This window comes from Methylobacterium sp. BTF04, assembly GCF_010692745.1.
Lineage (GTDB): Bacteria > Pseudomonadota > Alphaproteobacteria > Rhizobiales > Beijerinckiaceae > Methylobacterium.
Genome location: NZ_JAAHTB010000015.1, coordinates 34,076 through 47,665, shown reverse-complemented (window position 1 = coordinate 47,665; position 13,590 = coordinate 34,076). Strand labels below are relative to the sequence as shown.

Below are 13,590 nucleotides of genomic sequence, written 5' to 3'. Positions count from 1 at the left end.
CGGCCGTGCCCCCTATGTCTCGCGTCTCGCCCTGAGTTCGACGACCTTGCCGGTCTCGTCCGCGATCTCCGGTGCGAACCCGAGAACATCCGCCACCTTGATGGCGAGTTGCTCGCGCTTGAACGGCTTGCCGATCAGATGGACGCCCTCGTCGAGTCGACCATGGTGGACGATGGAGTTCTCGGTATAGCCCGACATGAACACCACCTTCACCTCCGGCCGGATCGCCCGGATGCGTTCGGACAGGTCCCGCCCCCGGATCTCGCCCGGCAGGATGACGTCGGTCAGCAAGAGGTCGATATCCGCGGCGTAGGCGCCGAAAACCCGAAGGCCCTCGTCGCCATCGGCGGCCTCCAACACGCGATAGCCGAGGTCTCTCAGGATCGCGCAGGCGATCTCGCGCACCGCTGCCTCGTCCTCCACCACCAACACAGTCGCCGACCCGCGGGGGAGCTCCGCCGGCGAACTCATGCGCTGGGTGGTGATCTTGGCGAGACTCGCCGCCCGGGGAAGGTAGAGCTTCACCGTCGTGCCTTGGCCGGGCTCGGAGTAGATCTTCACATGGCCACCCGACTGCTTGACGAATCCGAACACCATGGCGAGCCCGAGTCCGGTGCCCTTGCCATCGGGCTTCGTGGTGAAGAAAGGCTCGAACACGCGGGCAACCACCTCCGGCGTCATGCCGTGGCCGGTGTCGGAAACCGCCGCCATGGCGTAGTCGCCAGGTATCACCTCCGCATTGTGGCGCGCATACTCCGCGTCGAGAACCTTGTTGCCGAGTTCGATGGTCAGCCTGCCTCCGCCAGGCATCGCGTCCCGCGCATTCAGGGCGAGGTTGAGGACCGCGCTTTCCAACTGTGCCGGATCGGCCATCGCCGGCCACAGGCCCGCCGTCTCGACGTATCGGACGTCGATGTGCTCACCGAGGGTCCGTCGCAGGAGCGGGATGAGGTCGGGCATCGTTGCCGCGAGGTCGATGGCGGCCGGTGCCAGGGGTTGCTTGCGGGCAAAGGCGAGGAGCTGGCCGGTGAGCGTGGCGCCGCGCTGGGCGGCCCAGGTGGCGCGATCGATGCGCGTTTGCAGCTTGCCATCTCCGTCGAGCTTTGCCCGGACGAATTCCAGGTTCCCGAGGATGACCTGAAGCAGGTTGTTGAAATCGTGCGCGATGCCGCCGGTGAGCTGCCCGATGGCCTGCATCTTCTGCGCCTCGCGAAGGACCAACTCGGCCTGTGCACGCTTGGTCATGTCCGAGATCGTTAGGACGAAGCCGCCGTCCGGCATCGGTGTGCGGCGGATCTCTAGGTGGTGCCCGTCGGCGCGCTCCCGTTCGTAGGTGATGGCTTCGCGAAGGTTCTGCCCGCCGTGCCGCACCTGATCCTCGCTTTCCAGCTCCGGACGTCCGGGCTCGGCGGTATGCTCGGCGAAGGCCGTGTAGGCTGCGCCCGGCCGGACCATCGCCTTGGGAAGGTCGAGCAGGATCTGGAAGCACGCGTTCCAATTCTTCAGTTTTCGATCGGGTCCGAACACGGCGACACCCTGGCTCAGACTGTCGAGGATGGTGCGCAGGCGCAGGACCAGGGCCCTCTGATCGGTCTCCGCCTGATAGGACCGCGACCAGGCATTGTTCAGCAGCCGCGCCGCCACCAGCAGGGTCAGGATGGCGAGGCCCGAGCCGCCGATCACCAGCCAGCGCACCCAGGCCGCCCGCGTGTCGTTCTGGGCTAGGCGGCTGGTGAGCAAGGCCTGCTCGTCTGCGAGCAGGCCGGTGAGAATGGCCTCGGCCTCGCGCATGTAGCTGCGGCCCGCATCGGTGTTGACGATGCGAAGGGCCGTCTCCAAGCTCCCGTCGCGGCGTGCCTGCACCGTCTGGGCAAGCTCCTCCAGCTTGTGCTGGATCGTCGGGGACAGGGCACGCAGGCGCTCCTGTTGCTCCGGGTTGTCCGCCGTCAGCTTCTGCAGCTCACCCTGCAGCAGGCCGATCCGGTCGCGCGCGGCGTTGTAGGGCTCGAGATAGTCGTTCTTACCCGTGAGCAGGTATCCGCGCTGGCCACGCTCGGCATCACGGAGGGCGATGGCGAGATCCTTCATGGTGCCGAGCACGCCGTAGCTGTGTTGCGACCATTCCCGGGCGTTGCGCGAGGCGTTCAGGCGTTCCCACGTCACGGCACCGACGAGGGCCAGTAGGACCAGCAAGACACCAAGAACGAGGATGTTGGCACGCGCGACGAGATGTTTGGTCATGTCGGCGTCTCGTGTCTCATCATCTGCCGAGGGCGGAGGCAGGGTGCGAATGGGCAATCGACCGGTCCGTCTTGGCCGTACCCTAAAACTCGTCCCTGAATACGCACTATTTGCGGCTGGCTTAACGAAATCCTTTATCGCGGCAGCGGCGCAACCTTGGCTCGAACCTGCGTTGCTGGTTCCAGGCATGCGCGCAGCTACGCGTGGTCATCGTGGTGGTCGGGTTTGGAGCGGCCATAGAGAATACGCGGCGAAAAGCGTAACCCACCCCGTCCCAAAACCGTCGAATACAAAAGATTTTTTCGGCCGGATTTATTGTCAAGCCCATCGGCCGACTTAGGAACTCGTCCTGCTCCGGCCAGAACACCACACACCCTCTCCGAGAGCATTCGCATACAAATTGTCCCGCTGAGGTTGAACTGCCAGCGAAAATTAATGCGATGTTAACTCGGATCACGCGATCGTGTTCATATCGGATTTTGAAAGTAATCGATTGCAGATTCGATAAAAGTACAGCGCAAGTTTTAGCAAAATCAGTTATGAATAAACGAGTGTCAGAGGCATCGCGGCTTATGATCTATGATAAATGGCGATTTGACAAATTTGATACAGCCGCAAAAATCGCAGCATGTGAGAGATCGCAGGCGGTCATTGAGTTCGAGCTCGATGGAACCATAATTCGCGCCAATGACAACTTTCTGTCCGTCGTCGGCTACACAATGTCCGAAATCGAGCGACGGCATCACAGCCTGTTCGTCGAACCATCCGTCAAAGACAGTTTAGCCTATGGCGAATTCTGGGAGAGTCTTCGGCGCGGCACGTATCAAGCTGCGCAGTTCAAGCGTATCGGCAAGGGTGGCCGGGACATCTGGATCGAAGCCTCTTACAACCCGGTGCTCGATCGTCGCGGTCGGCCCTACAAAATCCTCAAGCTCGCCACCGACATCACGCGCCAGAAGGCACAGGACGCGGATCGCCATGGGCAGATCGATGCGATCCGGAAGGCGCAAGCCGTCATCAGTTTCGATCTGAACGGGACGATCATCGAGGCCAACGAGAACTTCCTGGCCGTCGTCGGATACACGCTGCCCGAGATCGTTCGGCAGCACCATAGCCTCTTCGTCGAACCGGCTCTGCGCGACAGCCCCGCCTATACCGAGTTCTGGGCCAAGCTGAGCCAAGGTCAGTTCCAGAGCGGGCAGTTCAAGCGCATCGGCAAGGGTGGCCGAGAAGTCTGGATCGAGGCGTCCTATAATCCCATTTTCGATGCCGGCGGGCGCCCCTACAAAGTTGTGAAATTCTCCACCGACATCACGCCACAGATCGCGCTCTTGGCCGATCTCAATCGGCTGATCGAACGCAACTTCGGCGAGATCGACCAAGCCGTCCTTCGTTCGTCGGAGGAGTCGCGTTCCGCGGCCGAGGCGGCGGGGAGTACGGCCACCAACGTGCAGACCATGGCGGCGGCGGCCGAAGAACTCGCCGCCTCCGTCAATGAAATCTCCCACAGCATGAGTAAGGCGCGAACCGCGACGGACACGGCCCATGCGCAGGTGGCGGCGGCAGGCTCGGTCACCCAGACCCTGACGAATACGGCAACGGCCATGAGCGGCCTCGTGGGATTGATCCAGAACATCGCCAATCAGATCAACCTGCTGGCCCTCAATGCGACCATCGAAGCGGCGAGGGCCGGGGATGCAGGGCGCGGCTTTGCCGTGGTCGCGCAGGAGGTCAAGAACCTGGCGGCACAAGCGGCGCAGGCCACGAAGCAGATTTCGAACGAGATCGACCGCGTCCAGACGGCGTCCGAGCAGGTTGCCGGTTCGCTGGAGACGATTCAAGGCTCGGTCGAGACCATGCGCGACTATGTGGTGAGCACGGCCGCAGCGGTCGAGGAGCAGAGCGTGGTGACCACCGAGATGTCGTCGAGCATGCAGGATGCGGCCGACGCGGTGCGCGCAATCTCGCAAAACGCCGTGACGATCTCCGCCTCGATCAATGCGGTTTCGCAGTCGGTCGCGACGACGAAAGATGCCGCCCGCGTTCTCGTGCGCTGAAGCAAGGGCCGGCGCGCATCGCGGTGATGCTCGCGACCCCGGGCCTCGCCGTGGTCCGTTCGCTTTCGCGCATCGCGCCGAGGACAAGCTGGGCCCATATTCGGCCGTTACCCCACCGCAAGAACCTCCCGGCCTTCCGCACTCCCCTGGAGCGCTATCCGATTCTCGTTGCGCGCGTCTTCGGCAAGATCGAGCCCAGCAGGGCTCGCGCTGCGATTGGATTGCCACGTTCTGTCACTAAGACTCCGCAGCGCCATCCGGTAGGTCAGGTCGCTCGACGACAAGGTTTCGGCAATGAACCGATCGAAGGCTGCGCGCCATTTTGGCGTCAGCTGGACGTATTGGCCGCGCGGTCCGGTGCGGGCTGCGAACCCGCGCTCCTCCGCTGCCCTCACCACGTTGCGGACATGGGAACGGGACAGTCCGAAACGCTGGCCGATCACGGCGAAGCTGGACGAGCGTATGCGGCTGTCCGGTTGACCGGCGCCCATGCCGAACAGCGCGAGCATGATGTCGTTCCCCGAAGCCATGGTCAGGAAAAACCGCATCTCCGGATTCTTCGAGAGTATCCTGGCGGAGATAGGGAAGATGGCGATCGCTGCGCGGCGCTGCACCGCCTGAAACGCTTCATCGCGCAGGCGCGGACCCGCGTAGCCCGGGTCGGGATACAGCACATCCAGCGGTGCATGATAGGCCGCGATCCATTCACGGTCCCAGGCCAGGAGTTTCTCGGTGGGCTGGAGAGACCGGAGCCGCCGGTCCGCCGCGATCTGCGGCAGTTCGAGATAGCCCGTCTGCACCAATCGGCCCACCACGTCGTCGACGAGGCGTGGGCTGTTGAGACCGAACGGCACGAGCACCGTCTTCAAAAGCTTCAGCGTCGGCCAAGTCTCGCGGTCGCTCGGATCGTGCCGGGCGTGAAGGCAGATAATGGCACCGAAGATGAGCACACGACCGGCATCGACGCTCATTCTGGTCGGAAAGACATCCGTCGCGTAAACCCGCGCGGTTCTCGCGATGTAGACTTCGCGGGCTTCTTCGAATTTGGAATGGGACAGGATCTCAGACGCGGTTTTGTATTTAATAAAAGCCAGATGATCGGGGATATCGAAGTCTGACATCGGTCTCAATCTGTGTGATGGCCCGAAGGCCACACGGATCTGCGTTTGTATCAGGGCCGCCTAGGTAGGACCGGTATCAATCGTCGCGAAATTTAATCAGTGCGGCCGGTTGGCAATTTCCCGCCACATGCGTAATCCCTAACTCACCATTAAATCCAGAAAAATAAAACATCGAATCGATACTGAAAAAACTTTGCTGGATCGATAAGAATAGATATGGGTGCGCGCCCATTCGGGGCCTATCGGCATTGTAGTGAACTATAACGGAGAAAGAAAAGCGTCGTGGCGTCCGCGTCGACCCTTATGTTCGAGGCCCCACTCGATCCGGCAAGTCGCTTCCAGACTTGGTGCGACTATCTGGAACCTTTTTTCCAAGTCGGTATTGCACCGCCGGTGCCAGCGAATCCCTATGCCATGAAGGCCTACAACTTCGGGCAGATCCTTGTCTGGGAGGTCTACGCTCCGGCTCACAGGCTCGAGCGGCCGGCGCGCATGGTCGCCCGCCAGGGCATCGATCACGTCCTGCTCCTGTTCTACGAAAGCGACGGTGGCAAAGGTGAAACGGGTTGGCGTCCGGGAGAGGCCCGCACTCGCAAAGTCGCGATCATCGACATGGCGCAACCGGTCCTCATCGACGTCTCCATCCGCTCGGCCATCGCCGTGGTGCTTCCGCGGGCCCTGATCTCAGACAGCATCGGCGTGGTCGAGGCCCTGCACGGACAGATCCTCGACTCTGGCGAGGATCCGGCACCGGACCTGCTCCATACCTACCTGCGCGGTCTCATCGCCTGCGCCGGACAGCTGGGGTCGCATCAGCTGCCGGCGCTCGCCGCGGCCACATCCAAGATGTGCGGCGCCTGTTTCCCGGCTGCGGCGGCCCTGCGGCGGCCCATCGACCTTCAGACGAATGTCGCGGTGCGCCAGTTCATTCGCAGGGAACTCGGTTCCTTCCACCTCACCGTCGAGGCGATCGTCGCGGAATTCGGCCTCTCGCGGGCGACCCTGTACCGCCTGTTCGAGGCGGAGGGCGGCGTCGCCGGCTACATCCGTGAGCGCCGGCTGCTCTGGGCGAGACGGCTGCTCACCCAGGCCGATGGCCATGGTCGCATGCGCGTCTCCGCGGTGGCCTATACCACCGGTTTCTCCGACGAGAAGAGCTTCAGCCGCGCGTTCAAGCGCCGCTTCGGCTGCCTGCCGCGGGACACCGCGGTTCCGGAGGTGTTTCCTTGGACGGGCAGCGACGACGCGGCAATTCTACTGTCCTGGATGAGGGATCTGGCCGCTTGAGGCCGGTGGCGCCTCGCCGTAAGGAACGCGCCGAGCGGCCGCGGGGGATCAGGCCGCGAGACTCCTCATCCAGGCGAGCAGGGTCGACCCGGTCCCGGTGACGGCCGGCACGGTGGCATGACCGCTGGCGGCGTCCCTCGGCAGGAGTCCGAACCGCCGGTTGAAGGCGCGACTGAAGGTCTTCTCGTCGGAGAAGCCGGTGGCATAGGCGACTGCCGAGACGCGTGGCCGGGCGCCTTCGGCGCTGAGCAGCCGCATGGCCCGGAGCAGCCGGCGCTCGCGGATGTAGCCCGCGACACCGCCCACCGCCTCGAACAGGCGGTACAGGGTCGCCCGCGAGATCTTGAATCGGGCGATGACGGCATCGACGTCTAGGGATTCCGAGGCCAGTTCTTCCTCGATGTAGTGGCGGATGGCGATGCCGAGGAGCTGGTCCGCCGCGCGCGTCCTGGGCGCATCGGGCTGGAAGCAGGCGGCGACGAGGGCCGCGGCGGCGCCGGAGAGATGGCGGGCTTGGTGCGGTTCGATCTGCGCGGCGCTGTCCGCGAGACCCGCCAAGTATGTGTGACACAGCGTTCGCATGGCATCCGAGCCGTAATCCAGGGCTTGTCCATGAAGGTCCCCGATGTCGCCGACCCTGTCGGAGAGGAGCTTGCGCGGCAGCATGATGGTGGTGGCCGAGACCGGGCCGGCCTCGCTGACCAGCGGCTGCGCGAGATCGAAGACGACGATCTGTGAGGGTTGCACCTGTCCGGCGCGTCGGCCGACCGTCACCTCACTCCGGCCGGAGCGGTAGAACTGAATGAAGATGTGGTCGATGCCCTGACGCGCGATCATCCGCGCGCTGCGCTCCAGGCGCTGGGCCGGCGCCGCTACCGTCCCGAGAATGACCTCCCCGAAATTGTAGCTCGTCAGCGTGATGGCCGCGGACAGATCCGCGTCGCGGGCGATCTGCGCCTCGAAGACCGGGGCGAGGTGCTCGCACCAGGAGCGTCCATGCAGGGCGGGGTCTGAGGGCGGCACGAACCGATCGCAGGGAATCGCTGACATCGCGCACCGTCTCGATGAGGTCCGCTTCTCCGGCGGGGTCCCCATCGGCGATTGGGGAGATCCGTTGGTTCTGTCGGTCCCGTTGGGGCGCCGCAGAAATGCAGCGTCGCGCCATCGCGGGCAAACTCAGGTCCGGCTTCGAAGCTATCATTATGAGACAAAAGGCATCTTAAATGAGACGTTTTATCACTATAAAAGTATTTGATACACTAAGCGACCTATATGAGACGAAGCGTCACTTCAAATATCGTCGGACGGGATTTGTATTAGGGTCTGAATAACCCTCCCGGAGCCTGTTTGATCCATCGCCAACTCAGGCGAAATCGAGATCAACAGGATCACACCATGTCGTCAGGCGTCACCCTCACCGCTGCCACCCGCCAGAACCTGCTGTCGCTGCAGGGAACCGCCGACTTGGTGGCGACCACCCAGAACCGCCTCGCCACTGGCAAGAAGGTGAGCACGGCCCTCGACAACCCGACCAACTTCTTCACGGCGAGTGCCCTGTCGAGCCGGTCTTCCGGCTTGTCCTCGCTGCTCGACGGCATCGGCAACGGCATTCAGACCATCCAGGCCGCGAATACTGGCCTGACGAAGCTTCAGAGCCTGACCAATCAGCTCAAATCGACCGCCCAGCAGGCTCTGGCCTCGGCGAACGCCTTCACGGCCAAGGCGTCCTCGGTCTCCACCGCGCTGTCGGGTGCCACCGCCACCAACCTGCTGTCGACTGGTCCGACCGTTGCGACGTCGGCCAATGCCATCGGCACCCTGACCGGCTCCACCCCGCCGACGGCAGCCGTGCCCGCCGCCGTGACCGGCAGCATCGACTACGTTCCCACCGCCTCGCCGACCAAGCTCACCGGCAGCGTCTACACCCCCACGGTTCCGACCGTTGCGACCGCGTCCGGCACGGCCTTCACCGCGCCGGCCAATGCGGTTGCCGGAACGGCCGTCGGTGGGACCTTCACCACCCTCACGGCCGCTGCGAACCTGACGATCACCTCGGGCGCCGGGGCTTCCATCGGCGTCGCCCTCGCCAACGGTGACACGCAAGCTACGGCACTCACCAAGATCCAGACCGCGCTCACGGCTGCCGGCTCCACGGTCACAGCGGCGGCCGGAACCGGTGCGAACGCGGGTAGGATCGTCTTTACCGGCGCCACCAACGGCGACTCGCTGAACGTGCAGGGCAGCGACGCCAATACCGGCTTCGGCACCAATGCCGGCACCTCGGTCACCTCCACCGGTCAGGCCGCCGCCGCGACCCAGTCGCTGGCGATCAACGGCACCGCCGTCACCATCAGCGGCGGCAAGGTCGGTGATTCCGCTGCGACTGTCTTCGCCAGCGCCGTCGCGACCATCAACGCGGCCAACACGGGCGCCGGCGCCACCGGCGTGAGCGCCGCCGCAGGCCTGGGCGCCGCCGCGGGCACGATCGTGCTCACCGGCAAGGCCGATGGATCCAACTTTACGGCGTCCGGCGCCACCGGCAACACCCTCGGCTTCGCGGCCAATGCGGCCCCGACCGCGAATGGCGCCCCGGCAGCGAGCCAGGCGCTCACCATCAACGGCGTCCAGATCAACATCGCCGGTGGTTCCACCCAGACCCAGGCGATCAGCCTCATCAACGCGCAGTCCAGCACCACCGGCGTGACCGCGTCACAGGATACCACCAACCCGGCCAAGATCGCCCTCGCCGGCAAGAGCGACGGGTCGAGCTTCACGGTCGCGGCGTCCAATGGCGCATCCAGCGGTTTCGCCGCCGCCCCGACCACGTCGTCCATCGCCGCCAGCGTGGTCGGCGGCGCTTATACTCCGACAGGAACCGCCGCCACTGTCACCGGCAATCTCTTCACCCTGCCGGCCAACGCCGTCGCGGCGGCCACGACGGGCACGGCCTTCACGGGTCCGACCAACGCCGTTGCGGGAACGATAGCCGGCACGGCCTACACGGCGACCGCCGGAACCTTATCGATCGTTTCCGGGGCCGGGGCACCCACCAGCGTGACACTCGCTGGCACCGATTCGATTGCTGTCGCAGTTGGCAAGATCAATACGGCGCTCGGCACCGGCGCCGCCGGCTACGCCGGGCCCGTTGCGACGGTGAATGGCGGCGCCATCGACTTCACCGGAGCGGGCAACGGCGATCAGTTGAGTGTCTCCGGCAGCAGCGCCACCTACGGCTTCAGCGCCAACGCAGGGGCGCCCACCAACTCCAACGGTCAGGCGGCTGCCGCGACACAGACGCTGACCCTCAACGGCACCGCCGTCACCATCAGCGGCGGTAACGCGGGCGCCTCGGCGCCGAGCGTGCTCGCCAACGCGCTCACGGCGATCAACGCGCAAACCGGCACCACCGGCGTGACCGCCTCCGCTGCCGGTAGCGCCATCACACTGACCGGCAACACCAACGGTACCGCCGCCTTCACCGTGGCTGGGAGCGCCGGCAACACCCTCGGCTTCTCGGCGACCGCCGCCACCTTCAGCGGAACGGCCGCCGCCAGCCAGTCGCTGAATATCAACGGCACCGCCGTCACCATCAGCGGCGGGGCCGCGGGCGCCACGGCATCCACCGTGCAGACCGCTGCGCTCGCGTCGATCAACGCCGCGAACACAGGTGCCGGTGCCACCGGGGTGACCGCCACCGCCGTCGCCGGCAGCTTCGTTCTCACCGGCGCCAACACCGGCACGAACTTCACCGTGTCCGGGAGCGTCGGCAACACCCTCGGCTTCGCATCCGGCGCCGGGACGACCACGACCAACGGAACCCCCTCCGGCCCCCAGACCCTGACCATCAACGGGACTGCCATCAACATCGCCGCCGGGGCGAACGCGGCCGCGGCCGCCACGGCGATCAATGGGCAAACCGTCGCCACCGGCGTCACAGCGGCGGTGGACCCCTCGACCGGCCATCTCGCGCTGACCGGCAAGCCCGACGGCACGAGCTTTACCGTCGCGGCGTCGAATCCCGGCGCGAGCGGCTTCGGTGCGTTGCCCACCACAGTCAACGGTGCGGGCGGCGCCTCTCAGAGCCTGACGATCAACAACACCGCCATCGCGATCCCGGCCTCAGCCTCCCTCGACGACGCCATCAAGGCGATCAACCTCCAGAGCACGATTACGGGCGTCACCGCCTCGAAGAACATCACCGGCGGCGGCAACAAGCTGGTTCTGTCGGGAGCCTCGGACGGCTCGTCCTTCAGTGTCCTGGGTTCGGCCGGCAACACACTCGGTGTCGCGACGTCGGCCACCAAGATCGCCGGAACCCTGGACCCGAGCCCGACGACCCTGGTGACCGCCCTCGGCTTCAAAGCAGGCGACAACTTCTCGGTCAACGGCCAGTCGGTGAACCTCGTCGCCACCGATACCATCACCTCCCTCATCCAGAAGGTCGGCGCGGCGACGAACGGCGCCGTGACGGCGAACTACGATACCACCAGCAACAAGTTCAGCTTCACGGCGGCCGATACGAATACGGCCGTGAGCCTGACCGATGGCGCCACCGCGACGTCGAAGGTCGCCAATCTCGGCTTCACCACCACGTCCTTCGGCGCCGGTCTCGGCAACGGTTCGAGCAGCCCGCTTCAGGGCCAGTCGATCACCGTGCAGGTCGGCACCGGCGCCAACGTCTCCTCGACGTCGCTGACCTTCGGTTCGGCCGCCGGTCAGGTGTCCACCCTGTCCCAGCTCAACTCGTTCCTCGCATCGGCCAACGCTCAGGCGACCATCGACGCGACCACGGGCAAGATATCGATCTCCACGACCAACGACCTGGGGGCCGAGAACCTGTCGATCATCGCCAGCGGGACCGGCAATCCGTTCACAACCGGCACCAACGCGGCCGTGATCGGCGGCGATGGCGCCACGAGCCGCAACAACCTCGTGACGAGCTACAACAACCTCCTCACCCAGATCGACCAGCTTGCCGGCGACGCCGGGTACAACGGCGTCAACCTGCTGACAGGCGACAACCTGAAGATCAGCTTCAACGAAAAGGGCAGCTCGAACCTCTCGATCCAGGGAAGCAGCGTCAGTGCCGCCAACCTCGGCCTGACGGCCATCGGACAGTCGACCTTCCAGGAAAGCAGCTCGATCAACAAGCTGATCGATCAGATCAACACCTCGACCAATACGCTCAAGTCCCAGGCCTCGAGCCTCGGCTCCAACCTGGCAGTCGTGCAGAACCGTCAGGATTTCTCGAAGCAGCTCATCAACATCCTGGATACCGGTTCGGCGAACCTCACCAACGCCGACCTCAACGAGGAGGCGGCCAACTCGCAGGCCCTGTCCACGCGCCAGTCGCTGGGAATCTCCGCCCTCTCGCTGGCCAACACGGCGCAGCAGGGCGTGCTCCAGCTCCTCCGCTAAGCCGCCATCGACGCGGGGGCCGGGCGTCGCGCCGGCCCCCGCGCTCGTCGACGGATTCTTTCCAATGGTCTGCATTCCAGAAGGGATTTCACCATGGCGCTGCGACTCGACCTCAAGCCCCACGAAGGCTTTCTCATCAATGGTGCGCTCATCCGCAACGGCGCGCGCCGTACCGACTTTCTCATCGAGACCCAGTGCAAGTTTCTGCGGGAATCAGAGATCATCAAGGAGAGCGAGGCCGATACCCCCGCCAAGATGCTCTGCATCACCCTCCAGGTGCTCTATCTCGCCAACGATCCGGCCGAGGCCGAGGACCTGTTCACGCGCCAGGCCACGGCCATCATGACGACCATGCCGGCCGCAGCCCCGTATCTCCTCGCGATCCACGACGAGATCGCGGACAAGCGGTATCACCACGCGATCAAACGCGGCCGCGACCTCGTCGCCTTCGAGCGGCAGCAAAGCGGGGACGCGTGAGCGAGCGATCTGGCTAAGGACGCCGAAGGGCCTGCGGGCCCACATCGCCGCCTGTTGCCCTCGGCAGATCGGCGCAAAAGGCGACCCGGGTTCGAACAGCCACGGAACGGGACCCCGGATCGGTTTTCAATCGGGGGCCTGACTCGTTTTCGGTGCAGACGGGTCGATGGATTTCGGCTTTGACCGGTGGAGATCCGTCCGTGCCGCGCAGCCTGTATCCAGTGCTATTGCCCCGCGTGGTCTCGTCCTCGCTCATGTCGAGGCCGGGCTCCGGCCTGACCGTCACTGCCCGCCCGTCTTCACTTCGATGTCGTCCGGTCGTTGACGAAGGCCGGCCTTGGAGGCGTGAGACGCCGCCGATCCCGGTGAACACTGGTCGAAGAGATGCTCGCGAGCAGGGCGCCTCAGCAGGCTTACCCCGTGAGCGTCATGCGGTGACGGAGTCCCGTGCGGCTTGGATGAGCTCGTTTGCCAGCGCCTCGTCGTCGACCGCGCGTGCCAGGACGATGGCGCCGACAAAGGTCGAAAGCGTCGCCAGGGACCGCTGCTTGCGACGCTCTTTGGAGGCCTTGGGTGTCAGGTCGGCGAGGATACCGGCGAGACTCCTGACGCCCTGGGTAAACCGCGACCGGACAGGGCTTCCAGGCGGCTCGCGCGAGACGTCGTTCGCCAGGGCCGCGAGCGGACATCCTTTGCCGGGAGCCTGGACGTGCCCGAGGGACAGGTAGTTCGCGATGATCGTATCGAGGGTCCCCCGTCGATCCTCGGCAAGCGCGGCGTCGAACGCTTCGGCGGCGAGGGCATCCTTGTTGGCGAACTGGCCGTAGAACCCACCGTGGGTGAGACCGGCGGCCGACATGATGTCCACGACACCGACGCCGTGAAGACCGCGCTCCCGGAACAGGGCCGACGCGACCTCGACAACACGTTGACGATTGATCCTGGCTTGCTCCTGGGAAACTCTAGGCATTGCCTGATCCTTCGACGGT

General features: G+C 64.9%; 8 protein-coding genes. 4 read left to right on the top strand and 4 right to left on the bottom strand.

Annotation, left to right across the window (positions count from 1 at the left end):
• Positions 1 to 12: 12 nt before the first annotated feature.
• Positions 13 to 2,241 (bottom strand): CHASE3 domain-containing protein, encoded by a 2,229-nt coding sequence (locus tag G3T14_RS11395; RefSeq protein WP_163642668.1) that lies wholly within the window; start codon positions 2,239 to 2,241, stop codon positions 13 to 15.
• A gap of 572 nt (positions 2,242 to 2,813) precedes the next feature.
• On the opposite strand from G3T14_RS11395, the gene G3T14_RS11390 reads away from it, so the two are divergent.
• Positions 2,814 to 4,298, top strand: a complete 1,485-nt coding sequence (locus G3T14_RS11390; RefSeq protein WP_163642667.1) for a PAS domain-containing methyl-accepting chemotaxis protein — start codon at positions 2,814 to 2,816, stop codon at positions 4,296 to 4,298.
• 107 nt (positions 4,299 to 4,405) lie between these two features.
• On the opposite strand, the gene G3T14_RS11385 is transcribed toward G3T14_RS11390, so the two are convergent.
• Positions 4,406 to 5,419 (bottom strand): hypothetical protein, encoded by a 1,014-nt coding sequence (locus G3T14_RS11385; protein WP_246733248.1) that lies wholly within the window; start codon positions 5,417 to 5,419, stop codon positions 4,406 to 4,408.
• 414 nt (positions 5,420 to 5,833) lie between these two features.
• Here G3T14_RS11385 and G3T14_RS11380 point away from each other — a divergent pair, with 414 nt between their 5' ends.
• On the top strand, positions 5,834 to 6,706 hold the full coding sequence (locus G3T14_RS11380) for a helix-turn-helix domain-containing protein (protein ID WP_163642666.1): 873 nt from the start codon (positions 5,834 to 5,836) through the stop codon (positions 6,704 to 6,706).
• A gap of 48 nt (positions 6,707 to 6,754) precedes the next feature.
• Here the strand turns inward: G3T14_RS11380 and G3T14_RS11375 are convergent, their stop codons facing one another.
• Positions 6,755 to 7,756 carry a helix-turn-helix domain-containing protein gene (locus G3T14_RS11375; RefSeq protein WP_163642665.1) on the bottom strand — a complete coding sequence of 334 codons (1,002 nt, stop codon included), beginning with the start codon at positions 7,754 to 7,756 and terminating at the stop codon, positions 6,755 to 6,757.
• A gap of 345 nt (positions 7,757 to 8,101) precedes the next feature.
• Between G3T14_RS11375 and G3T14_RS25400 the strand changes: the two genes are divergently transcribed.
• The gene (locus G3T14_RS25400) at positions 8,102 to 12,124 is read left to right on the top strand and encodes a flagellin hook IN motif-containing protein (RefSeq protein WP_281409808.1); all 4,023 of its coding nucleotides are present in this window, start codon (positions 8,102 to 8,104) and stop codon (positions 12,122 to 12,124) included.
• 93 nt (positions 12,125 to 12,217) lie between these two features.
• On the top strand, positions 12,218 to 12,601 hold the full coding sequence (locus G3T14_RS11365) for a flagellar biosynthesis repressor FlbT (RefSeq protein ID WP_163642664.1): 384 nt from the start codon (positions 12,218 to 12,220) through the stop codon (positions 12,599 to 12,601).
• Between the two features lie 427 nt (positions 12,602 to 13,028).
• Here G3T14_RS11365 and G3T14_RS11360 read toward each other — a convergent pair whose 3' ends face one another.
• Positions 13,029 to 13,571 (bottom strand): TetR family transcriptional regulator, encoded by a 543-nt coding sequence (locus G3T14_RS11360; protein ID WP_163642663.1) that lies wholly within the window; start codon positions 13,569 to 13,571, stop codon positions 13,029 to 13,031.
• Positions 13,572 to 13,590 lie beyond the last annotated feature (19 nt).

What these genes read in the sequence shown, in the direction of transcription:
- G3T14_RS11360 (WP_163642663.1), bottom strand. Translation starts at nt 13,571, where the DNA reads ATGCCTAGAGTTTCCCAGGAGCAAGCCAGGATCAATCGTCAACGTGTT.
- G3T14_RS11375 (WP_163642665.1), bottom strand. Translation starts at nt 7,756, where the DNA reads ATGTCAGCGATTCCCTGCGATCGGTTCGTGCCGCCCTCAGACCCCGCC.
- G3T14_RS11395 (WP_163642668.1), bottom strand. Translation starts at nt 2,241, where the DNA reads ATGACCAAACATCTCGTCGCGCGTGCCAACATCCTCGTTCTTGGTGTC.
- G3T14_RS25400 (WP_281409808.1), top strand. Translation starts at nt 8,102, where the DNA reads ATGTCGTCAGGCGTCACCCTCACCGCTGCCACCCGCCAGAACCTGCTG.
- G3T14_RS11385 (WP_246733248.1), bottom strand. Translation starts at nt 5,419, where the DNA reads ATGTCAGACTTCGATATCCCCGATCATCTGGCTTTTATTAAATACAAA.
- G3T14_RS11390 (WP_163642667.1), top strand. Translation starts at nt 2,814, where the DNA reads ATGATCTATGATAAATGGCGATTTGACAAATTTGATACAGCCGCAAAA.
- G3T14_RS11380 (WP_163642666.1), top strand. Translation starts at nt 5,834, where the DNA reads ATGAAGGCCTACAACTTCGGGCAGATCCTTGTCTGGGAGGTCTACGCT.
- G3T14_RS11365 (WP_163642664.1), top strand. Translation starts at nt 12,218, where the DNA reads ATGGCGCTGCGACTCGACCTCAAGCCCCACGAAGGCTTTCTCATCAAT.